Below are 22019 nucleotides of genomic sequence, written 5' to 3' on the forward strand. Positions count from 1 at the left end.
AAGCTGAATAAAGCCTCATCTCAGAGTCGAATTAGTGTTCCGCCCACTCAACTGTAGAAAGGTCGATACCTTCCTTATACATATCCCAAAGCGGAGAAAGTTCACGTAATTTCTCAACAGCAGCTTTGGTAATTGATAACACATGATCAATATCTTCTTCAGTGGTGTATTTGCCAAAACTGAAGCGAATTGAACTGTGCGCAAGCTCGTCAGACAGACCTAGCGCACGCAGTACATAAGATGGCTCAAGCGTTGCAGACGTACATGCAGAACCTGAAGATACTGCTGCATCTTTAAGCGCCATCATTAACGATTCACCTTCAACAAAGTTGAAGCTGACGTTTAAGTAGTTGGCTACGTTTTGAGTCGGGTGACCGTTCAGGAACACTTGTTCAAGGTCTTGCAGGCCATTCCAGAGTTTGTCACGTAACACGCGTAAACGGGTTTGTTCAGCTTCCAGGTTTTTACCTGCCAGCTCAAATGCTTCGCCCATACCTACGATTTGATGGGTCGCCAGCGTACCAGAACGCATACCACGCTCATGACCGCCACCGTGCATTTGCGCTTTCAGACGCACACGCGGGCTACGGCGTACAAATAAGGCACCAATGCCTTTAGGGCCATAGATTTTGTGTGCAGAGAAGCTCATTAAATCAACTTTTAAGGTTGAAAGATCAATCTCGACTTTACCCGCAGCCTGTGCAGCATCAACGTGGAAGAAGATTTTGTTGGCACGGGTAATTTCACCAATTGCAGCAACGTCAGTCACGGTACCAATTTCGTTGTTCACCATCATCAGGGAAACAAGAATAGTATCTGGACGAATTGCGTCTTGAACCATTTCCGGGGTAATTAAACCGGTTTGTGGTTGTGGCTCAAGATAGGTAATTTCGAAGCCTTCAGACTCAAGCTCGCGGCAGGTATCTAAAATTGCTTTGTGTTCAATTTTAGAGGTAATGATGTGCTTGCCTTTAGATGCATAGAATTGAGCCACACCTTTTAGGGCAAGGTTGTCAGATTCAGTTGCGCCTGAAGTCCAGACAATTTCACGTGGGTCAGCTTTGATCAAGTTCGCAACTTGTTCACGTGCATATTCCACTTTTTCTTCTGCTTGCCAGCCATAGGCATGTGAACGCGATGCTGCATTACCGAAGGTGCCTTCGAAAGTTAAGCATTCCATCATACGTTCTGCAACTTGAGGGTCTACAGGAGTTGTTGCTGCATAGTCAAGATAGATCGGACGTTTCATGTCAAATACCTGTAACCGATAAAAGGGCTGAATCAAAAGATGCTGAATTTTGGCGAATTGCAACGGCTTGAACGTTGTCACGAGCTACAAGGTCAGCAAGGGTGATTTTTGCAAGATAATCGGCAATATGGTGGGAGAGTTCTTGCCATAAATCATGGGTTAAGCACATTGCGCCATTCTGGCAGTTGCCTTTATGGTCACAACGGGTGGCATCAACCGTTTCATTTACAGCTTCAATGATTTCTAATACGGTGATTGTATCGGCACTGCGCGCCAGGTGATAACCACCATTGGCTCCACGAATACTGGAAACCAGGCCGTGACGCTTTAATTTCGCAAATAACTGCTCAAGGTAAGCGACAGAAATAGATTGTCGAGCTGCAATTTCTGCAAGAGTGATCGTTTGTTCAGTTGGCTGCAAAGCTAGATCAAGTAGAGCAGTCACTGCGTAGCGACCGCGAGTGGTTAAGCGCATGATTCGATACACATGGTTGGACTAGATGTGTAGATTCTATGAATCCTGACTAAAATAGTCAAGTTTTTTTATTATTCGGATATTCGATTCAATCGCAGGGAAATTAAGGATTTAAACGATCCATAAATTATACACTAATAACGCAATTAATAGCAGAGTAATTAGACTAAAAGCCAGATTAATTCGCTTTTGGTTGCGCTGCATGCGACGAATGCGGTTTTTATACTGTTTAACTTCTACTTGCAGGGTATTAATGGTCGAGCGTTGCAGGTCAATTTTCTCTAGCAGCGGGGCAATTCGGCGTTTAGAGGTTTCCAGTTCCTGCTCGTGTTCAGGATCGGCCAGCCATTGACGCCAGTCTGACAGCACCTTAGGAATACTAAATAAGGTCAGCAGATCACGGAATTCATCTTTTAAAGTCGGGTCGCCTTCAATACGCATGGCTCGAATACTGCGGCGATTCCCCAAGACAAAAATCTTGATCAAATCCAGCAATGTGGTACGGACATCTAATTCGACGGCTTTTTCAGGCGCTTTTAGATCAAACAGGATGCCGTGTTCGCTAAACTGCACATAGAAGTCAAAATACGGAATATAGCTGTTAATTTTGACTGCAATTTTCTGGTCTACAAATTTTTTGGCCTGAAGTGCAACAACACGATCATATTTCAAGATAAAGCTAAAGATTGTTTCCAGAACAATCATCACCATCGTCAGCAACAAATGTGATTCATTTTGTCTTTGTTGCGATTCATTCATACAATTTAGTCCCTAACCAGATCGAGTCATGCATATCCAAGCGGTGCATTACCAGGAAGTAATACATAATATTCTTGCTTTGTAGAACAGTTTAACAAAACGTTCAAGTGCTTAATTTGCTATTATAAGAGCATTTTGTTGGTTTATGATATTGAATGGTATACAAAATAAGCAGGAGAAATGCGAATGGATGAAGCAGCAGTAGAATCGCCAGAACCACAAAACGAAAATGAAAAAGCGTCTAAAAACAAAGCAAGAGTACGTTCTGGGCGTAAATCGGCGCTGGATTTTCGCAAATATACCAAACAGATCTGGCTGGCCGGCTTAGGCGCATTTTCCCGTGCTGAAGAAGAAGGCAATAAATTATTTGACTCACTGGTCAAGGTGGGGGAAGAACTGGAATCCAAAACCACCGAAATTGCCGATCAAACCGTAGAAAAAGTTTCTGAAAAGGCCAAAGAATCGGTGGTCGATACCAAAGATAAGGTCGAACGGATGATTGACCATAGTGTTCATCATTCCTTGAACCGTATAGGGCTGGTAACCGTGAAAGATATCCAGCATTTAGAGCAGCTGGTGCTGCAACTGCACAGCAAAGTCGATGCTTTAATTGAAGAAAATAAGCAATTAAAAGAACAACTCCTGAAAAAGTGAAAATCTCGACAGCTTTGGCATTTTTTGGCAGATTTTTGCAACTTATTTTGTATAAATGCGTCTGGAGAGTATTGCTTTTACCCTCAAAGCATTGCTATAAAGGCATTACGGTAACTTAAACGAAATCTTTGGACCTTAAATAAACGATATTAAGAGGACGTAATCTTCATGAATAAATCAGAATTAATTGATGCAATTGCAGAGAAAGGGGGATTGTCTAAGACTGACGCTGGTAAGGCTTTAGACGCTACAATTGCTTCAATCACTGAAGCGCTGAAAGCAGGCGACACAGTGACTTTAGTGGGCTTCGGTACTTTCAATGTGAAAGAACGTGCTGCTCGTACAGGCCGTAACCCACAAACTGGTGAAACACTTGAGATTAAAGCAAGCAAAGTACCTAGCTTCAAAGCGGGTAAAGGTTTAAAAGATTCTGTAGCTTGATCTTTTAAGCAGTATTAAACGCGCCTCCTGGCGCGTTTTTTATTAATAATCAGAGTTTCGGGTTTTAATACATTCATTCGCTGAGGGTTTTCGGTTAAAATCCTGCACAAGTAAAATATTGGAATACTTATGGAATCTTTTCGTAATGTTATTAAGGGCTGGTTGGGCAAGGTTTTGCTCGTTCTGTTTCTGATCCCTTTAGCACTTGTAGGTATTGAAGGATATTTTAGTGGCGGCAATTCTGCCGACTCGGCAAAATCAGTAAATGGGCAACAGGTTTCCAAACAGGAATTAGAAGCCTTAACCAACTCATTAAAACAACAATATCTCAGCTATACACAAGGCGATGAGACCTTGTTGAATCAGGCGTATATTGAAAATAAAGCACTCGATACTCTGATTGCACGTACCTTGCTGTTACAACAGACGGAACATTTGGGTATTTCCTTAAGCGATGCGCAAATTGAGCAGATGATTGCCCAGCAACCAAGCTTTCAGGAAAATGGCCAGTTTTCTGAAGCACTGTATGCCAATTACCTGCGTTCAGTGGGCATGAGCAGTCAGGCTTTAATCCAGAACCTGCGTCAGGATCATGCCTTGAAAATGCTTAGCGCGAGCTTTATGGATCATGCCTTAGTGAGCGAGCTGGATATCCAGCAGATTGCCAATTTACAAACCGAACAGCGTACCTTGCATTTATCCAGCATTAAACTGGATGAATATAAGAAAAATATTCAGGTTTCAGCGCAAGAAATCAGTGATTATTACAATAAACATTCGACCCTGTTTAAGCAGGTCGCCAATGTTGATGTCGACTTTATTGTTCTGACGCCAGCACATATTTCCGCGACTGAAGCTGCAATTACCGATGCAGAATTGCAACAGGCCTATGACAAGTTTGTTGAAGCCCAGCAAAAAAATGCAGCGCGTGAGGTTAAACATATTTTAATTACCACCGATGCACGTGATGATGCAGCTGCCAAAAAACTGGCGGATCAGGTGTATGCTGAAATCCAGCAGGGCACCAGTTTTGCCGCTGCTGCACAGAAATATTCAGAAGACCCGGAATCTAAAGACAAGGGTGGCTTATTTGAGGCTTATGACGTGGGTGCCTTTGGCAATGCCTTTGATCAGGCAGTCACCAGTCTGAAATCAGGTCAGATTTCTCAGCCGGTGAAAACCCAATATGGTTATCATCTAATTCAGGTTGAAACCGATGCAGTTCAGGTGCCTTCTTTTGAAGCGGAAAAAGCCCGTTTAACTGCAGAACTGAAAAAGACCAAACAGCAAAATGCCTTCTCGGATACGGTAAATAGCCTGAATGAGATGGTGGTGGGTAGTGATGCGCTGGATGTGGTATCTCAGGAAGTCAAAGGCACCAAGGTTGAATCGGTAAAAGGCTTTAGTCTGGCCTCTCAGCATCCAGTATTATCTGATCCAAGTGTGAAGGTGAAACTGTTTAATGATGATGTGAAAAACGGCGATCGTAACGCTTCAAGTAACATTCAAATGGCCAATGGTAATGTGGTTTGGGTGAAAGTACGTGAGTATCATGCTGCGGGTGTGCAAACCCTGGCTGAAGCAACACCACGTGTACGTGCCAAACTGATTGAAGAAAAAGCCTTTAATGCAGCCAAAGCCAAAATCCAGAAATCACTGGATGAGTTCAAGACGCAACCGGCTGCAGAAGTCTTGGCTCAGCAGCAAATCCGTTTTGAAGATGCTGGTGTATTTACCCGTGCTGAAGGTCGTTTAAAGCGTGAAATTGAGCGTGCTGCATTTAGCTTGATGCCACCGAAGCAAGGGATGTGGTCTGTGACCACGGCAGCTTTGCCAAATGAACTGGTGGTCGTGGCAGTATCGAATGTGAACCGTACCACTTCAAATGCTTTAACGCCTGAACAGTTACAGGAGCTGGCCAAGTTGTATCAACAGCTGCGCGCCCAGCAAGAACTGGATGACTATACCCAGTATCTGAAAGCTAAAGCAGATATTGAATAAGTCTGACTGCATAATAAAAAACCGGCGCAAACGCCGGTTTTTTTATTGTGCTTATATTTTGGTGAAAAGTTTATTCAGTACGGATAATCAGTTCATAGCCGGTATATTTACGGATATTAATTACGCCAGTATCTAAAATTAAATACTGACCTTTAATCCCGAAAAGTTTGCCGCGAATCACCGGGGTCTTATCCAGATTATGCGATTTAATTTTTTCAGGATACTGTTCCACCGGATAAATAAACTCGCGTGGACGTTCCTGCTCCATCAATTCCAATGTTTCATTAAACTCAAGATTCTGGTTAAATTCTTCACGAATGGTGCTGATTTTTGGTGCAAATTCTTCAATCAGCTGGTCACGGGTCGCAATTAAATCGACCGGTTCAGCTTCACCTTTGAGCAGTTTGCGCCAGTCAGTTTTATCGGCAATTTGTGAACCAAACATGATTTCCAGTTGCCCAGATAAACGACGAGAGCCGACTTTCATAATCGGTAAGGCCTGAGTCGCCCCTTGATCCAGCCAGCGTGTTGGCATTTGGCCAATACGGGTAATCCCGACCTTTAAGCCACTGGAGTTGGCTAGGTACACCACATGCGGCTGGAAGCAGACAGATCGTGCAAATTCTTCTTCGCGGCAAGTGCCTAAATGATAATGGCAGGTTTCAGGTTTCATAATGCACATGTCACAGGACGCTTTGGTTTTAAAGCATTTAAAGCAGTGACCTTGTGAATAGGATTTTGGGGTTTTGCTGCCGCAAGAAACACAGTAAATATTGCCGGTCCATTCAATTTCTATTTCTTGACCCAAGCGAAAAGGCAGTTCGATTTCTGAGCGATCCAGAATAAATTTATATTCAACATTTGCCCGGTGTGTCTGTTGATCAGTTACACTAAGGTCCTTTAGACCTGCATGCATTTTATGGCAAATGCCTTGTAGTTCCATAAAAAATACTCACTTTCATCATAAGGAATGCAGTCATGGCTGAGATGAATGTCATCACTTCTATGCTAGACGATTTAACCCAGGAGCAGCCAGTTTCTACTGCATTGTGTATTGGTCAACATCTTGAACAATACGATCATCATCAGACAATTCAATGGCAATATTTTAACGTAACTACGCTTTTAAATCTGCCTTTTACCCAGCGTTTTGATTTGGCTTTTGTACTACTCGATACTGAAGAAATGGCAGATTTGAGCAGCGCGCAGAAATCGCAGCTTTTGGTGAAACTGCGTGATTTGCTGGCCAAACGTATGGTGGTGGTGACTAAACGTCAAGATGAACCTTTATTACGTGCCTTGGGTTTTACCCAGCTGATGGATAAAAGTCAGCCACAGCATGATCTGATGTTATGGCAATTTAATATTTTGACCTATAAGCATGTACCGGACTGGTTTAACTCCAAATTTTGGGCTAACCCGGAAAATTGGGATAAATATCGCTGGTAATGCTCAGCTTTTCTGCAGTTTTTGCAAAAACATAACAATTTCGGATGTTTCAGATGAATGAAGCATCGTATGCTGAGTGAATGTCATTAAAGGAAGAAACAAAAATCATGACAAACTTAAGCAATATTGTGGAAATTTTGGCGAAACAGGCCTTAGGTTCAAATTCTAATCAGCAGCAATCCCAACAAAGTGCTGGGCTAGGCGGTATTCTCGGTTCAGTTCTAGGTCAACTGGGAAATAATCACCAGCAGAGTGGGCAAAGCCAGCAAGGCGGTTTGGGTGGGATTTTAGGCTCTGTGCTGGGCCAATTCGGTGGTTCCAGTCAGGGGCTAGGTGGTAGTTCTAAAACTTCTCTTCTGGTTGCGGTATTGCCTTTGGTGCTGGCCTGGATTCAAAAGCAGGGTGGTTTGCAAGGTGCACTGGACAAATTAAAAGGTCAGGGCCTAAGCAGCCAGGTGGATGACTGGGTTTCGACCGGGCCGGGCGAGAATGCCAGTGTGAATCCGCAGGAAGTCCAGAATCTGTTTGATGATGAAGAAGTGGAACAGGTGGCACAGCAAACCCATGCCCCTAAACAGGATATTTATGGCGCAATTTCACAGGTGTTGCCACAGATTATTGACTCTTTAACTCCACAGGGGGAGCAGACCAGTAAAACTGAAGCCAATAATGATATTCAGAATGTGCTGAATATGGTGTCAGGTTTTCTGAAAAGATAAGTCTGTTTATATAATGAAGCTAACCTGAGGTTGGCTTTTTTAATCCATAAATCTGGATATAAAAAAACACGCCGAAGCGTGTTTTTTTGTTTTTTAATTTCGGTTAAGACTTAGAAGTCGTAACGGAAACCTAGAGAAAGACCGAATGCATCTTCACCATTAGCGCCGCCGGTAATATCTGAAGTTTTTGTACTACGACCTGCTGACCATGGAGTTAATTTTGAGTTTTCATCATTCAGTACAGTAGCCAGGTTCGCATAAACACGTACCGCTTTATCTAAGCGATGTTCAACACCCACTGCAAGAAGAGTTGCATTTGCATCATCTGCATCTACATCACGGTGGAATACTTGACCACGTAAATAAGTTTTTGGTGCAAATTTATAATCCGCTGCTACACCAAATACTTGGGCATCTGGGTTTGCAACATCATCATCATGAGTTAAATATTGATATAAAGCACCTAGATTGAATTCTGGTGTAATTTTATATGCAGCTGCAACACGGAAGCCATCACGTTCTTTCTTGTCAGCATCTTCTTCATAGTGTTCATACGCAGCAGCAAAATCAACTGGACCTTCTTTATAAGTTAAAGCCAAGTCGTATGCTTTGCTTTTCTCATCGCTAGCTACTTCAGTTTCGCCGTGTAAAGATACAGCACCGATTACATTAAAACCACCACCCAATTTTGGTGACTTATATTCAATTGTATTGGCATTACGTTCATCAAAACGTAAGTTACCAACACGTGTTACGTTACGGATATCACCTAATTGGTCGCCAAAGAAGTTGACTGGGCCACGAGCGGCTTTAAACGGGCTGTCAAAACGACCTACACGTGCCTGACCAAAATCACCTTTTAAACCAACGAAAGTATCACGTGTTGCAAAGTCAACGCCATCATCCTCATCTTTAGCGCCACTTGCAAAGTTTACTTCTTGTTCGATTTGACCAAAAACAGTCAGGCCGTTTTCTAATTTTTGTTCAGCTTTGAAGCCTAAACGAGATGAGTTTGAAGACAAAGTCACTTCATTATAGTCTGCACCATTATCTAGGTAGTCTAAAGATACGTGTGCACGACCATATACTTTTACATCAGCAGCCATAGCTAATGCTGGTGTAAATAAGGTTGCCCCAACTGCTAATGCGCAAAGCGTTTTTTTCATGTGTAGCTCCAATACAGACTATTGTTTTTAGTCCTAAACATTGTTCAGAAGTAGGATTGATCTACCCCCGTTCTCTATTGGTGCTAAGTATTCCTTACAAATGCGACAGTAATATTAAGGAAATATTTCAAAAATATTAAAAAGTACAAATCAGATCAAAAACTTACTTTTAATAGCATTGTTATAAAAAGATAAATTTCCAAATCAGGAAAAATTTTTAAAATGAATCACTTAATTGCAAGCGAATTGACACCTTAGTGTCATAAAAATAGGTTTAGCAGAAGTTCTGCTTAAAAAAATGGAGCAGTCGCTCCATTCATTTTTACATTTCACCGGGGAAAATATTTTAAAGCACTGCCTTAATCTTTTCAGCCAGTTGCATGATTTTTTCCTGGTCACCCATCTGCGCAGCATGTTTGCCGAGTTGATGTACCGAGGTTGGAATAAGGTGGAAATGAACATGCGGTACAGTTTGTCCCGCAGCAGCGCCAGACAGCTGCATTAATACAATTCCATCTAGCCCTAAGGCTTTTTCCATGGCTTTGGCAACTTTCTGCACCACCTGAATGGTGTAGGCTGCCACTTGTGGATCTAAGTCGAGCAGGGTAACCGCAGGTGATTTCGGGATGACCAGTGTATGACCATCTGCCTGAGGCATGATGTCCATAAACGCAAGAACCTGCTCATCTTCATAGACTTTAATTGCAGGCAGTTCTCCACGCAGGATTCTTGCAAAAATATTTTGATCATCGTAAGCCATGATATTTCCTTTAATCAATGCATTGAATTATTTACAGTTCAATTCTTTCTGACGTGCCTTGATTTCGTCAAGTCGTTGTTGCTCTCTTTCAGAAAATTTTGGCTTGGTGGTATAGCAGTTGTCATTGCCAAACTTGGCTTTGGCTTCAGGATCTTTAAAGCAGAAGCCTTTTGATGCATAAATCACATCATGATCATTTTTCAGCTTTTGACATTCCTGTGCTGAAGCAAAAGCAGTGGTATTTGCCCCAATGAATGTTGCAAGACTGGTCAATAATGCAACAGTGAGCTTATTCATACGAGTTTCCTCTGTAATAACATTGTGGGTAAGCATCTATTCACAATATTAGGTTTTATTCTGATTATTCAATGGCCAGATCTTACTCAATTGTAATCTTGCTCCAGGCCTCATACATTTTAACGGCGCTGGAGAAGTCGCTATCTGGTTCAGCAGTAGCATTGGCAGCCTGAATCAAACTTTGGGCCAGCCCGAGTACTGGTGCTGAAAGTTTTGCATCGCGTACCAAGTCTAAAGCAATTCCGGTGTCTTTGGCCAGTAGCGGCAGGGCAAAGGTTAGTGGAAATGCGCGATTAAGAATACGCTGGGGTAATACCATTTCCGTTACCGCGCTTTTGCCGCTTGAGGCATTAATACAATCCAGCGCTTCGTTTAAGTTTACCCCATGCGCTTTTAAGGTGGTAAATCCTTCGGCAACGGCGCATAAATTCACAGCCATCAACATGTTGTTAATGGCTTTAACAGCAAAACCAGCGCCCGGTTCACCGACATGCTTGATCAGTTGCCCAAAAGCCTGCATTGCGGGTAGGGCTTTTTCAAAAGCTTGCGCATCACCGCCCACCATCACGGTTAAGGTGCCTTTTTCTGCACCGATGGTTTGTCCACTCACAGGTGCATCTAAAAAATCGACCTGTTGTGCTTTGAGCTGCGCAGCCACTTTTTTGGCAGAATCAGGCACACCGCTGGTACAGTCTACCCAGATAGAGCCGGCTTTTAGCGTCAAACCCTCTAACAGATGTTCTACATCCTGGCTGGTCGGCAGGCAGGAAAAAATCACATCGGCCTGTACGGCCTGTTCAAGCTGAACCGCCTGTGTAGCATATTCCGCTGCGTGTTGTTCGGCTTTGGCAAAATTACGGTTCCAGACATAGACTGTATCAAAATGCTGGGGTAAATGTGCGGCCATGCGGTATCCCATAGCGCCCAAACCAATAAATGCAACGGACTGAATCATGCGGTTTCCTTGTGTATTTTTGTTGATCTTTGCTCGAGCCAACGGGTCAGCTTGGGCCAGAATTCATTGGCACTTTTCTGGCTGGACATCAGGCCTAAGTGACCACCCGGAATAAGAGTAAACGTGACATCTGTACTACTTGTCAACTGGCTTAAAGGCTGTGCAGCGGCAGCCGTCACAATCTGGTCGCTTTGCCCGGCCCCGACAAATAAAGAACAGCGAATATTTTTTAGTTCAATATGTTCATCCTTCAGGCGGATAATGCCGTTTTTCAGCGGATTTTGCAGCCAGACATTCAGTACCATGTCCTGATTAATCCCGCCCGGATAATCGATCATATTGTTCAGGAAATTCCCCAGCGTGGCATGTTCATGCAGTATTTGCGGATCATGCAGGTTGAGAAACAGCTGGCGCTGACTGTCCAGCCAGCCTTTAGGATCTAGAATTTTAAAACCTAAAGCGTTGATGATGCCGGGCGTATGAATGAAATGTGGGGGAATAGAGCCCTGATGTAAGGCCTGTTTTAATTTGTGATTACGTGAAATCAGCTGGTTGCTGCGTTTAAACAGCTGGCCGATACGACCGGAAGCATAACTGTCTACCGGGCTGCCCAGCACCATCAGGTTTTTCACGATCTGAGGTTGACGATAGGCGGTATACAGCATCACAAAGACGCCGGCCATACTCCAGCCATGCAGGGAAATCTGCTCACTATGGGAATGCTGTCGAATCTGCTCAATACAATGCGGAATCGCAGCATTAATAAAGTACATAAAATTTAAATGACGATGGGTATAGTTTAAACGTCCCCAGTCAATCAGGTAGACATCAAAACCGCTATGCTGGAAATGCTTGATTAAAGAGCGATAGGGATACAAATCATAAATCGCCATATTAATCGCCAGCGGCGCAACAAAGACCAGCGGCTCCTGATAGGCTTTATTGGGTGAAGCGTAATAACGGATTTGTGCGTGTTGGTATTCGCCAATGATCTCATACGGTGTGGTTTGGGAGAGCACCAAAGTCTTGCTGTTAAAAAGCCGGGTCGATAAGTTTTTTAACTTCTTGCGTTGATCTGCAAATTTTTTCTGTACTGGGTTCATAGCCTCTATCTGCTTGTCATGACGCTGAGTTGGATGAAGTCTAAGCGATATTTCCATATTTTACCTTGACCTTAAACACCTTGGGCGCTCAAAATGTTGGCAATTCTTATAACGGTAGTCTAAGGGCGAAAATCGAGATGAGCGAACAAGACGAGATCGAATATCAGTTAGATACTTTGGCAATTCGTACTGGTCATGACCGTACCTTCGAGGGTGAGCATAGTGAACCCATCTTTTTAACATCGTCTTTTGTTTGTGAAAGTGCAGCTGATGCAGCCGCCAAATTTTCTGGGCAAATTGAAGGGAATACCTATTCCCGTTATACCAATCCGACTGTCCATACTTTTGAAAAACGCTTAGCAGTGCTCGATGGCGCAGAACGTGCCGTGGCCACCAGTTCAGGTATGGCTGCAGTACATGCAATTACCCTAGCCTATTTAAAAGCCGGCGATCATGTGGTGTGTTCACGCGCGGTATTCGGTTCGATCATTTCATTATTTGAAAAATACGTCATGAAATTTGGCGTAGATGTAACCTTTGTTGATCTGGAAGATTTAGCGGCCTGGCAGCAGGCGATTCGCCCGAATACACGTTTACTGTTTATTGAAACCCCATCTAACCCGTTGGCACAGGTCGGTAATCTGCAAGCGATTGCCGATATTGCCCATGCAGCCAATGCCTTGTTTGCCGTCGACAATACTTTCTGTACCCCGGTTTTGCAGCAGCCGATTAAATTTGGTGCGGATTTAATCATTTATTCATCAACCAAATATATTGATGGTCAGGGCCGTGCCCTGGGTGGTGCTGTGGTGGGTAATCACCAGCTGCTGGAAGAAATTAATGGCGTGATTCGTACCCTGGGTAACTCGATGAGTCCGTTTAATGCCTGGGTCTTCCTTAAAGGTCTGGAAACCCTGAACCTGCGGATGAAAGCCCACTGCGCCAGTGCGCAGAAGCTGGCAGAATGGCTGGATGCTCATCCAAAAGTGGAAACCGTATATTACGCTGGCTTGCCGCAGCATCCAGGGCATGAGTTAGCGAAAAAACAACAAAGCGGTTTTGGCGGTGTTGTATCGTTCGTGGTGAAAGGTGAGCGTGAAGGCGCATGGACTGTCATTGATAACACGCGTTTCTTATCCATTACCAGTAACCTGGGCGATGTAAAATCTACGATTACCCATCCTGCCACCACCTCACATGGCCGTATGTCTGCCGAAGCCAAACAGCAAGCCGGTATTTCAGAAGGTTTAATTCGTGTTTCTGTGGGTCTGGAAGATATTGATGATATTATTCGCGACCTTAGCCGTGGTTTAGACCTGATTTAATTTATAAATTCTGACATCTTTTTGCTGAATTTTCGTGTAGAGTGCTTAGCCAAAGATGTCAGTTTTGTTCGGAGATTTTTATGAACATTAATATGTTAATGCAGCAAGCGCAGCGCATGCAGAAAGAAGTAGAAAACAATATCAAGAAAGCCAAAGAAGAACTGGCACAAACTGAAGTGCATGCCGAAGCGGGCGGTGGTCTGGTCAAAGTAACCATGACCTGCCGTAACGTGGTGAAGCGTATTGAAATCAATCCTGAACTGTTACAAGACGATCCAGACATGATTGAAGACCTGATTGCTGCGGCCATGAATGATGCAGCGCGTCAGGCAGAAACCATTTCTGAAGAACGTATGAAAGCAGCGAATTCTGGTATGGGCTTACCACCAGGTTTGGCAGGCATGTTCTAAGGTAGCGCATCTGTGTTCAGCGATCGTTTTGATCAACTGGTACAAGCCTTGCGTATTTTGCCAAGTGTTGGGCCAAAATCGGCCCAGCGCATGGCCTTGCACCTGATCATGAAAAACCGTGAAGGCGCGCTGGGTCTGGCTTATGCCTTAAATGAGGCGACCACGCATATTCACGAATGTTCCATCTGCCATTCTTTAACCGAAGATGAAGTGTGCAATATCTGCGCATCTTCGGAACGTGATGAAGAATTACTCTGCGTGGTGGAATCACCAGCCGATGTCATGGCAATTGAACAAAGTGGCAGCTTCCGCGGTAAATATCATGTCTTGGGCGGGCATTTATCGCCGCTTGACGGGATTGGCCCGGAAGAAATCGGGATTCCAGCTTTAATTCACCGTTTAAGCTCGGGTCAGGTCAAAGAAGTGATTCTGGCGACCAATGCCACGGTAGAAGGTCAGGCGACGGCGCATTATCTGGTCGAAGCGACCAAGCATTTACCGGTGCAGATGACCCGGATTGCCCAGGGCGTGCCGCAAGGTGGTGAACTGGAATATATCGACAGTCACACTTTAAGTCAGGCTGTCCATAACCGTATGCGCATGAAATAAGTACTCCGGTGCTTATTTCATCAGATTTCAACTTTTTAAATTGGGTCTTAATCAAATATTGAAACTTTAACTAAGATATAAAAAATATAAACTTTTGTTTATCTTGGGCTTAAACTTTAAAAAAAATCAGCAAAATATACCGTAAGTTTTATTTTTTTATAGCTAAATTATATTTATTGGTTAAAATACCCCTTGAGAAACTTTAACGACTCTCTCTGCTATGTTCCAATTTATTCAACAGCAACAAGACTTTGAAAATGTTTTAACATTAATGAGTCAAAACTCTACCTATGGACTGGATACCGAATTCATCAAGGTTGATACCTTATGGCCCAAATTGGGGGTGTTCCAGATTAATGTCGCAGGAAAAGTTTATTTGTTGGATGGAACAACGCTGAATCTTTCGGCGTTCTGGGAAAAAATCTTCCAGGCGCAGCAGAATATTTTCCATGCTTGCGGCGAAGATATTGACCTGATCTATCATTATGCCCAGCAAAAATCACTAAAAAACGTATTTGATACCCAGGTTGGGATGTCCTTTTTGGGCTATGGTTTGCAGGTCAGCTATCAGAATGCTTTAAAGCAGGTGCTGGAAGTCGATATTGACAAAGATCAGACCCGTTCGGACTGGCTGGCGCGACCATTATCACCGGAACAGTTGCAATATGCAGCCAATGATGTGCTGTATTTAATGCAACTGGCAGAAAAAGTACAGCAGGACTTGCAGCAAAAATCGTTACTGAATCTGGTGGTAGAAGATTGCCGTCATTTAACCCAGGAAATTGGGGAAGATACACCGCTAGAGCGTCTGTATCAGGATGTCGGTAATTACCGCCATTCACGCCGTCAGCTCATGCAGTTGCAGCAATTGGTGGTCTGGCGTGAACAGATGGTTAAGGCTTTAAACCAGCCACGCAGCTTTATTCTGAAAAATACCACCTTACTGGATCTGGTTGAAAAAAATCCGAAAAATAATTTCCAGCTGTCACACGTGAAGGAAATCCGTCCGAATATTTTACGTGAACATGGCAAAACTATTTTAGACCTGTTGAAATTCCTGCCCGATCCAGAGCATTGGCCGCTGCGCATGGCGCGTCCAATTCGCCATTCTTCCAAAGAAGTCGGGCAGCACATTGAGCAGGTGATTCAACGCGGCGTCAATGAAACCGGCATCCCTAAAGAAGTGCTGATGCGGAAAAAATGGCTGAATGCCCTGTATCAGCATGTGGTATTTAAAAATGATGAGCAGGATTTACCAAGCTATTTATTGGGCTGGCGTTATGATCTGCTGACCAAGCCGCTGATTGAAGTGCTGCATCAAGATCAGCAGTATTTATCCAATCATATGAAAGTGATGGATTAAAAAAACAGCAAACTGCTGCCAGAATTATGATTTGTACACAATCACGACTGATGCGTTAATAATCACTAATGTATCCGTCTTTTTTTTGATGTATGCTTTGGCCTGAGTTAAACGAGTATTGTGCTGAATATGTTCTGTTCAATTTATAAATCGAGCAAAAAAGATGAAATGTATCTTTATGTCGCTCGTATTGAAAGCCAAGATGATCAAGCAGAAGCGGCAGATCCGCTTGAAGTGGTACCGGAAGTACTGCGTACTGCATTTGGTCGTGCAACGTTTGTCATGGATTTAGAATTGCATGAAAACCGTAAACTCGCGCGGGCCAATATTCTGCATGTCATGGATTCGATTCAAACCAAAGGCTTCTTTATTCAAATGCCGCCAGAAGGTTTAATTAATCCGAATGCGGTTGAGCCAGAAGGCTTACGCGGTGCCTAAGTTAAATTCAGGAGTTGAGTGATGGAAAATTTAATGACTTTTTTAGAATCAATTCCTGAAAATACCATTGCCGTTACGGTCTATCTGCTGGGTAGCCTGATTATTTTATGGTGCTGGTATGAAATTGCCAAACGTCTGCCTCATCCACTTGGCGGCGTAAGCTGGATTGTGGTCTTTGCTATCTTGCTGACGCCTACCATTTCCGAAGGGCATAATGCAGGTATTGCACCGGCCACCTTTGGTTTGCTGTTTGGTGTATTAACCAAGGAAATGCCGCTGGTCTGGTCCAATTTATCTGCCATTCTGGTGGTGATTGGTTTAGGACTGGTGGTTGGTTATTTCTGGTCTAAATATAGCCAGCGTAAGGCAGGTCTTGCTGCCAAGAACAACAGCACAGCGCTTTAATTACAAAAATAAGTTTAAATTGAAATAAGGTTATCTCATGTCTGTAGATACACAACACTTCACTGGTACTGATCAATACATCGCCACTGACAGCTTAAAGCTGGCGGTGCAGGCGGCACGTCGTTTACAAAAGCCCCTGTTAATTAAAGGTGAACCGGGTACCGGTAAAACCTTACTGGCCGAGCAGGTTGCGCAAAGCCTGAGACTGAAACTGATTACCTGGCATATCAAATCGACCACCAAAGCCCAGCAAGGCCTGTATGAATATGATGCCGTGTCGCGTTTACGTGATAGCCAGCTGGGGGATGACCGGGTTTATGATATTAAAAACTACATCAAGCCGGGCAAACTGTGGGAAGCGTTTAGCAGTGAAGAGCGCTGTGTACTGCTGATTGATGAAATTGACAAGGCCGATATCGAGTTTCCAAACGACTTGCTGCATGAGCTGGATAAAATGTCCTTTTTCGTTTATGAAACTGGCGAAACCATTAGCGCAACGCAGCGTCCGATTGTGATCATCACTTCCAATAATGAAAAAGAACTGCCCGATGCTTTCTTGCGTCGCTGTTTCTTCCATTATATTGATTTCCCTGATGAAGCCACCATGCGCGACATCATCAATGTACATTTCCCGAATATCTCCACGACTTTGGTGTCAGAAGCCTTACAGGTGTTCTTTAAACTACGCCAGATTCCGGGCCTGAAAAAACCGCCTTCAACCTCTGAGCTGATTGACTGGCTAAGCCTGTTAATGGCGGATGACATGCCGGACGATATTCTGCGTAATGCTGACAAAACCAAAGCCATTCCACCGTTGTACGGTGCGCTGATTAAAAACGAGCAGGATGTTCAGTTACTGGAACGCTTAGCCTTTATGGCTCGTCGTTAAGGGAGTAATCGCCACATGTTTGTGCGATTGTTTTATACCTTAAGAAAATACGGCGTCCCGGTCACCACCCGCGAACTGATTGACCTGAACCGTGCAGTGGCAGAAGGTCTGGTCTTTGCCAATCAAGATGAGTTTTATCATCTGGCCAAAACCATTATGGTCAAGGATGAACGCTTTTTTGACAAGTTTGACCGGGCCATGAAAGATTACTTTGATGGTATCTCTACCTTTGATCTGGATGAATTGCTCAATCAAGTCCATAAATTACCCAAAGACTGGTTCGATCTGGAGCTACTGGAAAAGCATTTAACCCCAGAGCAGCGCGAAGAACTGAAAAAAGCCGGTTCATTGGAAGAGCTGATGAAAATGCTGGAAGAGCGTTTACGCGAACAGCATAAAAAGCATCAGGGCGGTAACCGCATGATTGGGACCGGTGGAACCTCGCCGTTTGGTGCCTATGGTGATCATCCTGAAGGGGTGCGTATAGGCGGGCCGGGCCGTAAACGTTCAGCGGTTAAAGTCTGGGAACAGCGTCAATACCGTAATCTGGATGATGACCAGCTGCTCGGTTCACGGCAAATGCAAATGGCGCTGCGCCGTCTGCGCAAGTTTGCCCGTCAGGGCGCGGCTGAAGAATTAGATGTCGATGGCACCATTCGTGAAACCGCCAAACAGGGTATTCTGGATGTGCAACTGGTACCCGAACGGCGTAACCGGGTTAAAGTGTTAATGCTGTTTGATGTCGGCGGCTCCATGGATGCGCACATCGCCCAGTGTGAAAAGCTGTTTAGTGCGGCCAAAACCGAATTTAAAACGTTGGAATATTTTTATTTTCATAACTGCCTGTACGATTATGTCTGGAAAGACAATGTACGCCGTTCACACACCCGTATGAATACCTGGGATTTATTCAATACCTATGGACGCGACTATCGTGTGATTGTGGTCGGGGATGCCAGTATGGCACCTTATGAGCTGAATGCCGTTGGGGGTTCAGTGGAATATATGAATGATGAGGCCGGGCAAGTGTGGTTGCGCCGTTTACGCCAGCATTTTGATAAAACCGCCTGGCTGAACCCGGAACAAGAGCAATATTGGCACTACACCCAGACCATCGGTTTAATTCAGCAAATTTTTGAAAATCATATGTATCCCATGACGTTAAAGGGGATTGAAGATTTAACCCGTTATTTGGCGCGTTAAGCTTCATAAAATAGAAGGAATACTGCATGAACTCTCAGATGAATGGCGTTGCCTTACCCAATGAAGATGGCTTTTTTGGTGAATATGGCGGGCAGTTTATTCCACCGCATCTGAAAGCGGCGATGGATGATATTAAAGTGGCCTACGAAGAAATTCGTCAGACTCCGGAATTTCAGCAGGAACTGGCTGAGCTATTCGCACATTATGTGGGTCGTCCAAGTCCGCTATTTCATGCCAAGCGTTTATCTGAGCAGTTGGGCGGGGCACAAATCTATTTAAAACGTGAAGATTTAAATCACACCGGCGCGCATAAAATTAACCATTGTTTAGGTGAAGCCTTGCTGGCCAAATATATGGGCAAAACCAAAGTCATTGCCGAAACTGGCGCTGGTCAGCATGGCGTGGCATTGGCAACCGCCTGTGCCCTGGTCGGTATTCCATGCGAAATTCACATGGGTCAGGTCGATATTGAGAAAGAACATCCCAATGTCGTAAAAATGAAAATTCTGGGCGCCAAGCTGATTTCCGTGACCCGCGGCACTGCAACCTTAAAAGATGCGGTAGACAGCGCCTTCGAAGAATACTTAAAAGATCCGAAAAACTATATTTATGCGATTGGTTCGGTGGTGGGACCGCATCCATTCCCGATGATGGTACGTGATTTCCAGGCCATTATTGGTGATGAAATTAAAGTTCAGGCGCAGGAACGTTTTGGTGCACAGCCGGATTATATTGTGGCTTGTGTCGGTGGTGGTTCTAATGCTGTGGGCGCTTTTACCGCGTTTCTGAATGATCCGGAAGTGAAGCTGGTCGGTGTTGAGCCAGCCGGTCATGGCTTGAATACCGATATGCACTCTGCAACCCTCACCTTAGGTAAACCGGGTCAGTTACACGGTATGGCCTGTTATGTGCTGGAAGATGAGCAGGGTGAGCCACTCCCGGTACACTCGATTGCATCTGGGCTGGATTATCCGGGTGTAGGGCCACAGCACAGCTTCCTGAAAGATGCTGGTCGTGTCGAATATACCACTGCTACTGATCAGGAGTGTCTGGACGCCTTTATTCAGCTATCACGGGTTGAAGGGATTGTGCCGGCACTGGAAAGCTCGCATGCGGTCGCATGGGCAATGCGTGAAGCACCAAAAATGTCCAAAGACACCAATATTGTGGTGAACCTGTCTGGTCGCGGTGACAAAGATGCGGACTATGTGGCACACAAGCTGGGCTTGAATTAATCCTGTTTAGTCTCTTTTAAACGAGCAGTTTTAAAAAAGATCGTTTTTTAAAAGGCTAGCCATAAAAAAAACTCTCTTGAAGGAGAGTTTTTTTGTTTTTTATATTGTCTGTTTAGCTGGCAATATATTGTTGTAGCTGGTCGATCAGTTTACGTTGATCATCCATTACTGCTTTTACCAAGTCGCCAATCGACACCAGTCCGACCAGTTTGTCATTTTCTACTACCGGTAAATGACGTAAATGACGATCGGTCATCAGGCTCAAACAGTCTTCTACACTGGTGCTTTGGGTCACGGTCAGTACCTTTGCGGTCATAATCTCATTGACGGTGGTGTCATAAGAAGAGCGTTCCATCAACGCAATTTTACGGGTGTAGTCACGCTCGGATAAAATCCCGACCACTTGGCCTTCATGGGTCACTACAAGCGCCCCGATGCCTTTATCGGCCATAATTGAAATTGCTTCGAGTACAGTTGCTTCTGGACTAACGGTGTATATTTCCTGGCTATGCTTATCTTTTAATACGTGTGTTACATTGGTCATTCTGTCTGGTCCTTGCCATTTTTGTTCTTGGTATGGGTTCTAACTTAACCTCAATTTTGAAAAATGCCAATAGTTTTATCATTAGAGGCCATAATCAGCAGTCATATTGTTTTCATTGAGGTTTAATGGTGCATGAATCTCTACGTTAAGCGGTCTTTAACTGGGCGTCATTAAAGAAAAAGTGTTTCATTTGCTGTGTGGTCAGCTTGAATTGCTGGCTGGAACAATGACACAGCGCCGGTGTAACTTTTAAACGGGTTAAGGTCGGTAGCAAAGAATTCTGAAAATCCTGCGGGCTAATCTGGCGCGGAGTGTAGTTTGGCCAGTGTTTCTTGGCATATTTATAGGCTTGGACACCGTTTAACCAAAAGGGAAAAATAAAATCATCCTGATCGGAGGTCATGGCCCAACCCTGATGATATAGCCCCCAAAGTACCCCGCAATACATCATTGATTTTAGAATACTGATTTTCATGTGAATATCTTGGGCAGCGGGTTTTAAAGACTTAATCTGGTTCATGTCATATAAACACTAATGTGGTGCCTGTATTGTAGGAAATTCAGATGAATAAAGCGTTTAAGCTTTGCGTTAAATCGTAAACAAATATAAAAAACAAATTTCAGGCATTAAAAAACGCCACCTAGGTGACGTCTGTTTATGCTTGCATGGTGGCCATATTCTGCCAGTACTGTGCTTTGAGTGAATCGCGTTCTACGCGGAAGCCTTGATAGTACAGTTCAGCCAAGAACATAGCGGCTTTGCCATGACCCGCGCGGGCAACCTGTTCAAGTTCAGCCACAGCATCTTGGAAGTTCATCTGTGATTGAATGGTGTTAACCGCATTTGCATATGCAATTTCAAGATCATGGTGAGAGATACTCTGAATCATATAAAACTCCTTTATTTTAATTATGATCGCAATAAAGACTGTATAGCCAGTCTAAATAATAGTTTATCGAGGTTGTGTTAAACTAATATTACACATTCGTGGAAATGTCAACTAAGAGATGGGGCAGATCCGTGATATTTCAAGTTTACATGATTAAACATTGAACACTCTATAATTTTATTATGATATGCATATAAGAAAGGTAACATAAAAAGGAGAGCCACATGACAAATACAATAGACGGTTTTAACTTTGATCTGCCTTTACGTGCGGAGCAGATTATCGAGCTGGCCCATCATCACCGTAAAAAACTCGATGAGGCGGTGTTCCATCAGGAAATTCATTTAGGTGAGTATTGTCTGGCGCAGCGTAAACGTGTGCATGACTTTACCAGTACACTCGATCCACAGCAGCGTGAAGAATTCTACCGTATTTATAATGGTGAGCTAATCAGCATTGCCGATGATGATGAACTGCATCCGGCTGATGCCGAAAAAGGGGTCAGTATCTTTGCCATCTTCATTGTGCTGGCCATTGTCGCGGGTATTATCCTGTATACCGTATTCCGCGCGCTGATGACTTAAGCAGCAGTGGCTCAATTTTACTCGCCAGTTCGGGTAAAATTGGGTCATCTATCTTGTGCAAATACCGCTAGCATCCTACACTACGGCTATTCGAGG

General features: G+C 44.0%; 27 protein-coding genes. 15 read left to right on the forward strand and 12 right to left on the reverse strand.

Translation table 11 applies throughout. The features are described 5' to 3' along the window. Positions 1-31: 31 nt before the first annotated feature. From FTT63_RS09105 to FTT63_RS09115, 3 genes are all read right to left on the reverse strand, one after another. Entirely contained in the window at positions 32-1249 is a 1218-nt protein-coding gene (locus tag FTT63_RS09105) for an IscS subfamily cysteine desulfurase (RefSeq protein ID WP_005178458.1), read from the reverse strand. A gap of 1 nt (position 1250) precedes the next feature. Next, positions 1251-1724, reverse strand: coding sequence for an Rrf2 family transcriptional regulator (locus FTT63_RS09110; RefSeq protein ID WP_005178455.1), 474 nt, complete (start codon positions 1722-1724; stop codon positions 1251-1253). Positions 1725-1835: 111 nt separating this feature from the next. Beyond that, positions 1836-2483: a hypothetical protein gene (locus tag FTT63_RS09115; RefSeq protein WP_005178449.1), complete on the reverse strand. Its 648-nt coding sequence runs from the start codon at positions 2481-2483 to the stop codon at positions 1836-1838. A gap of 186 nt (positions 2484-2669) precedes the next feature. Here FTT63_RS09115 and FTT63_RS09120 point away from each other — a divergent pair, with 186 nt between their 5' ends. From FTT63_RS09120 to FTT63_RS09130, 3 genes are all read left to right on the forward strand, one after another. Next, the gene (locus FTT63_RS09120; RefSeq protein ID WP_005178447.1) at positions 2670-3137 is read left to right on the forward strand and encodes a phasin family protein; all 468 of its coding nucleotides are present in this window, start codon (positions 2670-2672) and stop codon (positions 3135-3137) included. Positions 3138-3305: 168 nt separating this feature from the next. After that, positions 3306-3578, forward strand: coding sequence for an HU family DNA-binding protein (locus FTT63_RS09125; RefSeq protein WP_005178445.1), 273 nt, complete (start codon positions 3306-3308; stop codon positions 3576-3578). A gap of 129 nt (positions 3579-3707) precedes the next feature. Next, positions 3708-5579 (forward strand): SurA N-terminal domain-containing protein, encoded by a 1872-nt coding sequence (locus FTT63_RS09130; protein ID WP_104491556.1) that lies wholly within the window; start codon positions 3708-3710, stop codon positions 5577-5579. 70 nt (positions 5580-5649) lie between these two features. Here FTT63_RS09130 and FTT63_RS09135 read toward each other — a convergent pair whose 3' ends face one another. Continuing rightward, positions 5650-6522, reverse strand: a complete 873-nt coding sequence (locus tag FTT63_RS09135) for a DUF2797 domain-containing protein (RefSeq protein WP_075174536.1) — start codon at positions 6520-6522, stop codon at positions 5650-5652. Between the two features lie 35 nt (positions 6523-6557). Between FTT63_RS09135 and FTT63_RS09140 the strand changes: the two genes are divergently transcribed. Both FTT63_RS09140 and FTT63_RS09145 read left to right on the forward strand, forming a co-directional pair. Further along, positions 6558-7028, forward strand: a complete 471-nt coding sequence (locus tag FTT63_RS09140) for a DUF6231 family protein (protein WP_005178437.1) — start codon at positions 6558-6560, stop codon at positions 7026-7028. A 107-nt stretch (positions 7029-7135) separates the two neighbouring features. Beyond that, positions 7136-7747 carry a YidB family protein gene (locus tag FTT63_RS09145; protein WP_005178435.1) on the forward strand — a complete coding sequence of 204 codons (612 nt, stop codon included), beginning with the start codon at positions 7136-7138 and terminating at the stop codon, positions 7745-7747. A 110-nt stretch (positions 7748-7857) separates the two neighbouring features. Here FTT63_RS09145 and FTT63_RS09150 read toward each other — a convergent pair whose 3' ends face one another. The 5 genes from FTT63_RS09150 to FTT63_RS09170 all read right to left on the reverse strand — a co-directional run bounded on the left by FTT63_RS09150 (position 7858) and on the right by FTT63_RS09170 (position 12028). Continuing rightward, positions 7858-8913, reverse strand: a complete 1056-nt coding sequence (locus FTT63_RS09150) for a porin (protein WP_104472781.1) — start codon at positions 8911-8913, stop codon at positions 7858-7860. Between the two features lie 346 nt (positions 8914-9259). Then, positions 9260-9673, reverse strand: a complete 414-nt coding sequence (locus FTT63_RS09155; protein ID WP_005178433.1) for an HIT family protein — start codon at positions 9671-9673, stop codon at positions 9260-9262. A 27-nt stretch (positions 9674-9700) separates the two neighbouring features. Continuing rightward, a complete protein-coding gene (locus FTT63_RS09160; RefSeq protein ID WP_045795400.1) occupies positions 9701-9970 on the reverse strand; it encodes a YARHG domain-containing protein in 270 nt (89 codons plus the stop codon). An 82-nt stretch (positions 9971-10052) separates the two neighbouring features. After that, the gene (locus FTT63_RS09165) at positions 10053-10925 is read right to left on the reverse strand and encodes an NAD(P)-dependent oxidoreductase (RefSeq protein ID WP_127801740.1); all 873 of its coding nucleotides are present in this window, start codon (positions 10923-10925) and stop codon (positions 10053-10055) included. Then, entirely contained in the window at positions 10922-12028 is a 1107-nt protein-coding gene (locus FTT63_RS09170) for an alpha/beta fold hydrolase (RefSeq protein WP_168393805.1), read from the reverse strand. The genes FTT63_RS09165 and FTT63_RS09170 overlap by 4 nt, the downstream gene beginning before the upstream one ends. A gap of 137 nt (positions 12029-12165) precedes the next feature. Between FTT63_RS09170 and FTT63_RS09175 the strand changes: the two genes are divergently transcribed. The 9 genes from FTT63_RS09175 to trpB all read left to right on the forward strand — a co-directional run bounded on the left by FTT63_RS09175 (position 12166) and on the right by trpB (position 19905). Continuing rightward, on the forward strand, positions 12166-13353 hold the full coding sequence (locus FTT63_RS09175) for an O-succinylhomoserine sulfhydrylase (RefSeq protein ID WP_104472779.1): 1188 nt from the start codon (positions 12166-12168) through the stop codon (positions 13351-13353). Between the two features lie 80 nt (positions 13354-13433). Then, positions 13434-13763 (forward strand): YbaB/EbfC family nucleoid-associated protein, encoded by a 330-nt coding sequence (locus FTT63_RS09180; RefSeq protein ID WP_005178423.1) that lies wholly within the window; start codon positions 13434-13436, stop codon positions 13761-13763. Between the two features lie 12 nt (positions 13764-13775). After that, the gene (recR, locus tag FTT63_RS09185; RefSeq protein WP_005178420.1) at positions 13776-14372 is read left to right on the forward strand and encodes a recombination mediator RecR; all 597 of its coding nucleotides are present in this window, start codon (positions 13776-13778) and stop codon (positions 14370-14372) included. A 220-nt stretch (positions 14373-14592) separates the two neighbouring features. After that, positions 14593-15735 carry an HRDC domain-containing protein gene (locus FTT63_RS09190; protein ID WP_104472778.1) on the forward strand — a complete coding sequence of 381 codons (1143 nt, stop codon included), beginning with the start codon at positions 14593-14595 and terminating at the stop codon, positions 15733-15735. Between the two features lie 129 nt (positions 15736-15864). Further along, positions 15865-16173: a YcgL domain-containing protein gene (locus FTT63_RS09195; RefSeq protein WP_005178417.1), complete on the forward strand. Its 309-nt coding sequence runs from the start codon at positions 15865-15867 to the stop codon at positions 16171-16173. Positions 16174-16194: 21 nt separating this feature from the next. Then, entirely contained in the window at positions 16195-16578 is a 384-nt protein-coding gene (locus FTT63_RS09200) for a hypothetical protein (protein ID WP_045795396.1), read from the forward strand. 37 nt (positions 16579-16615) lie between these two features. After that, positions 16616-17467, forward strand: coding sequence for a MoxR family ATPase (locus tag FTT63_RS09205; RefSeq protein WP_180192191.1), 852 nt, complete (start codon positions 16616-16618; stop codon positions 17465-17467). Between the two features lie 15 nt (positions 17468-17482). Next, positions 17483-18670, forward strand: a complete 1188-nt coding sequence (locus FTT63_RS09210; protein WP_005178414.1) for a VWA domain-containing protein — start codon at positions 17483-17485, stop codon at positions 18668-18670. 26 nt (positions 18671-18696) lie between these two features. Further along, the gene (trpB, locus tag FTT63_RS09215) at positions 18697-19905 is read left to right on the forward strand and encodes a tryptophan synthase subunit beta (protein WP_016658999.1); all 1209 of its coding nucleotides are present in this window, start codon (positions 18697-18699) and stop codon (positions 19903-19905) included. 112 nt (positions 19906-20017) lie between these two features. Here trpB and FTT63_RS09220 read toward each other — a convergent pair whose 3' ends face one another. The 3 genes from FTT63_RS09220 to FTT63_RS09230 all read right to left on the reverse strand — a co-directional run bounded on the left by FTT63_RS09220 (position 20018) and on the right by FTT63_RS09230 (position 21339). Further along, on the reverse strand, positions 20018-20449 hold the full coding sequence (locus FTT63_RS09220; protein ID WP_016658998.1) for a CBS domain-containing protein: 432 nt from the start codon (positions 20447-20449) through the stop codon (positions 20018-20020). A 145-nt stretch (positions 20450-20594) separates the two neighbouring features. Then, the gene (locus FTT63_RS09225) at positions 20595-20969 is read right to left on the reverse strand and encodes a DUF2750 domain-containing protein (RefSeq protein WP_005178408.1); all 375 of its coding nucleotides are present in this window, start codon (positions 20967-20969) and stop codon (positions 20595-20597) included. Between the two features lie 136 nt (positions 20970-21105). Further along, positions 21106-21339 (reverse strand): hypothetical protein, encoded by a 234-nt coding sequence (locus FTT63_RS09230; RefSeq protein WP_005178404.1) that lies wholly within the window; start codon positions 21337-21339, stop codon positions 21106-21108. 224 nt (positions 21340-21563) lie between these two features. On the opposite strand from FTT63_RS09230, the gene FTT63_RS09235 reads away from it, so the two are divergent. Further along, entirely contained in the window at positions 21564-21923 is a 360-nt protein-coding gene (locus tag FTT63_RS09235; RefSeq protein WP_005178401.1) for a hypothetical protein, read from the forward strand. The last annotated feature ends 96 nt before the right edge of the window (positions 21924-22019 follow it).

This window comes from Acinetobacter sp. C15 (genome assembly GCF_013420645.1).
Taxonomy (GTDB): domain Bacteria; phylum Pseudomonadota; class Gammaproteobacteria; order Pseudomonadales; family Moraxellaceae; genus Acinetobacter; species Acinetobacter indicus.

What these genes read in the sequence shown, in the direction of transcription:
- FTT63_RS09105 (WP_005178458.1), bottom strand. Translation starts at nt 1,249, where the DNA reads ATGAAACGTCCGATCTATCTTGACTATGCAGCAACAACTCCTGTAGAC.
- FTT63_RS09110 (WP_005178455.1), bottom strand. Translation starts at nt 1,724, where the DNA reads ATGCGCTTAACCACTCGCGGTCGCTACGCAGTGACTGCTCTACTTGAT.
- FTT63_RS09115 (WP_005178449.1), bottom strand. Translation starts at nt 2,483, where the DNA reads ATGAATGAATCGCAACAAAGACAAAATGAATCACATTTGTTGCTGACG.
- FTT63_RS09120 (WP_005178447.1), top strand. Translation starts at nt 2,670, where the DNA reads ATGGATGAAGCAGCAGTAGAATCGCCAGAACCACAAAACGAAAATGAA.
- FTT63_RS09125 (WP_005178445.1), top strand. Translation starts at nt 3,306, where the DNA reads ATGAATAAATCAGAATTAATTGATGCAATTGCAGAGAAAGGGGGATTG.
- FTT63_RS09130 (WP_104491556.1), top strand. Translation starts at nt 3,708, where the DNA reads ATGGAATCTTTTCGTAATGTTATTAAGGGCTGGTTGGGCAAGGTTTTG.
- FTT63_RS09135 (WP_075174536.1), bottom strand. Translation starts at nt 6,522, where the DNA reads ATGGAACTACAAGGCATTTGCCATAAAATGCATGCAGGTCTAAAGGAC.
- FTT63_RS09140 (WP_005178437.1), top strand. Translation starts at nt 6,558, where the DNA reads ATGGCTGAGATGAATGTCATCACTTCTATGCTAGACGATTTAACCCAG.
- FTT63_RS09145 (WP_005178435.1), top strand. Translation starts at nt 7,136, where the DNA reads ATGACAAACTTAAGCAATATTGTGGAAATTTTGGCGAAACAGGCCTTA.
- FTT63_RS09150 (WP_104472781.1), bottom strand. Translation starts at nt 8,913, where the DNA reads ATGAAAAAAACGCTTTGCGCATTAGCAGTTGGGGCAACCTTATTTACA.
- FTT63_RS09155 (WP_005178433.1), bottom strand. Translation starts at nt 9,673, where the DNA reads ATGGCTTACGATGATCAAAATATTTTTGCAAGAATCCTGCGTGGAGAA.
- FTT63_RS09160 (WP_045795400.1), bottom strand. Translation starts at nt 9,970, where the DNA reads ATGAATAAGCTCACTGTTGCATTATTGACCAGTCTTGCAACATTCATT.
- FTT63_RS09165 (WP_127801740.1), bottom strand. Translation starts at nt 10,925, where the DNA reads ATGATTCAGTCCGTTGCATTTATTGGTTTGGGCGCTATGGGATACCGC.
- FTT63_RS09170 (WP_168393805.1), bottom strand. Translation starts at nt 12,028, where the DNA reads ATGAACCCAGTACAGAAAAAATTTGCAGATCAACGCAAGAAGTTAAAA.
- FTT63_RS09175 (WP_104472779.1), top strand. Translation starts at nt 12,166, where the DNA reads ATGAGCGAACAAGACGAGATCGAATATCAGTTAGATACTTTGGCAATT.
- FTT63_RS09180 (WP_005178423.1), top strand. Translation starts at nt 13,434, where the DNA reads ATGAACATTAATATGTTAATGCAGCAAGCGCAGCGCATGCAGAAAGAA.
- FTT63_RS09190 (WP_104472778.1), top strand. Translation starts at nt 14,593, where the DNA reads ATGTTCCAATTTATTCAACAGCAACAAGACTTTGAAAATGTTTTAACA.
- FTT63_RS09195 (WP_005178417.1), top strand. Translation starts at nt 15,865, where the DNA reads ATGTTCTGTTCAATTTATAAATCGAGCAAAAAAGATGAAATGTATCTT.
- FTT63_RS09200 (WP_045795396.1), top strand. Translation starts at nt 16,195, where the DNA reads ATGGAAAATTTAATGACTTTTTTAGAATCAATTCCTGAAAATACCATT.
- FTT63_RS09205 (WP_180192191.1), top strand. Translation starts at nt 16,616, where the DNA reads ATGTCTGTAGATACACAACACTTCACTGGTACTGATCAATACATCGCC.
- FTT63_RS09210 (WP_005178414.1), top strand. Translation starts at nt 17,483, where the DNA reads ATGTTTGTGCGATTGTTTTATACCTTAAGAAAATACGGCGTCCCGGTC.
- trpB (WP_016658999.1), top strand. Translation starts at nt 18,697, where the DNA reads ATGAACTCTCAGATGAATGGCGTTGCCTTACCCAATGAAGATGGCTTT.
- FTT63_RS09220 (WP_016658998.1), bottom strand. Translation starts at nt 20,449, where the DNA reads ATGACCAATGTAACACACGTATTAAAAGATAAGCATAGCCAGGAAATA.
- FTT63_RS09225 (WP_005178408.1), bottom strand. Translation starts at nt 20,969, where the DNA reads ATGAACCAGATTAAGTCTTTAAAACCCGCTGCCCAAGATATTCACATG.
- FTT63_RS09230 (WP_005178404.1), bottom strand. Translation starts at nt 21,339, where the DNA reads ATGATTCAGAGTATCTCTCACCATGATCTTGAAATTGCATATGCAAAT.
- FTT63_RS09235 (WP_005178401.1), top strand. Translation starts at nt 21,564, where the DNA reads ATGACAAATACAATAGACGGTTTTAACTTTGATCTGCCTTTACGTGCG.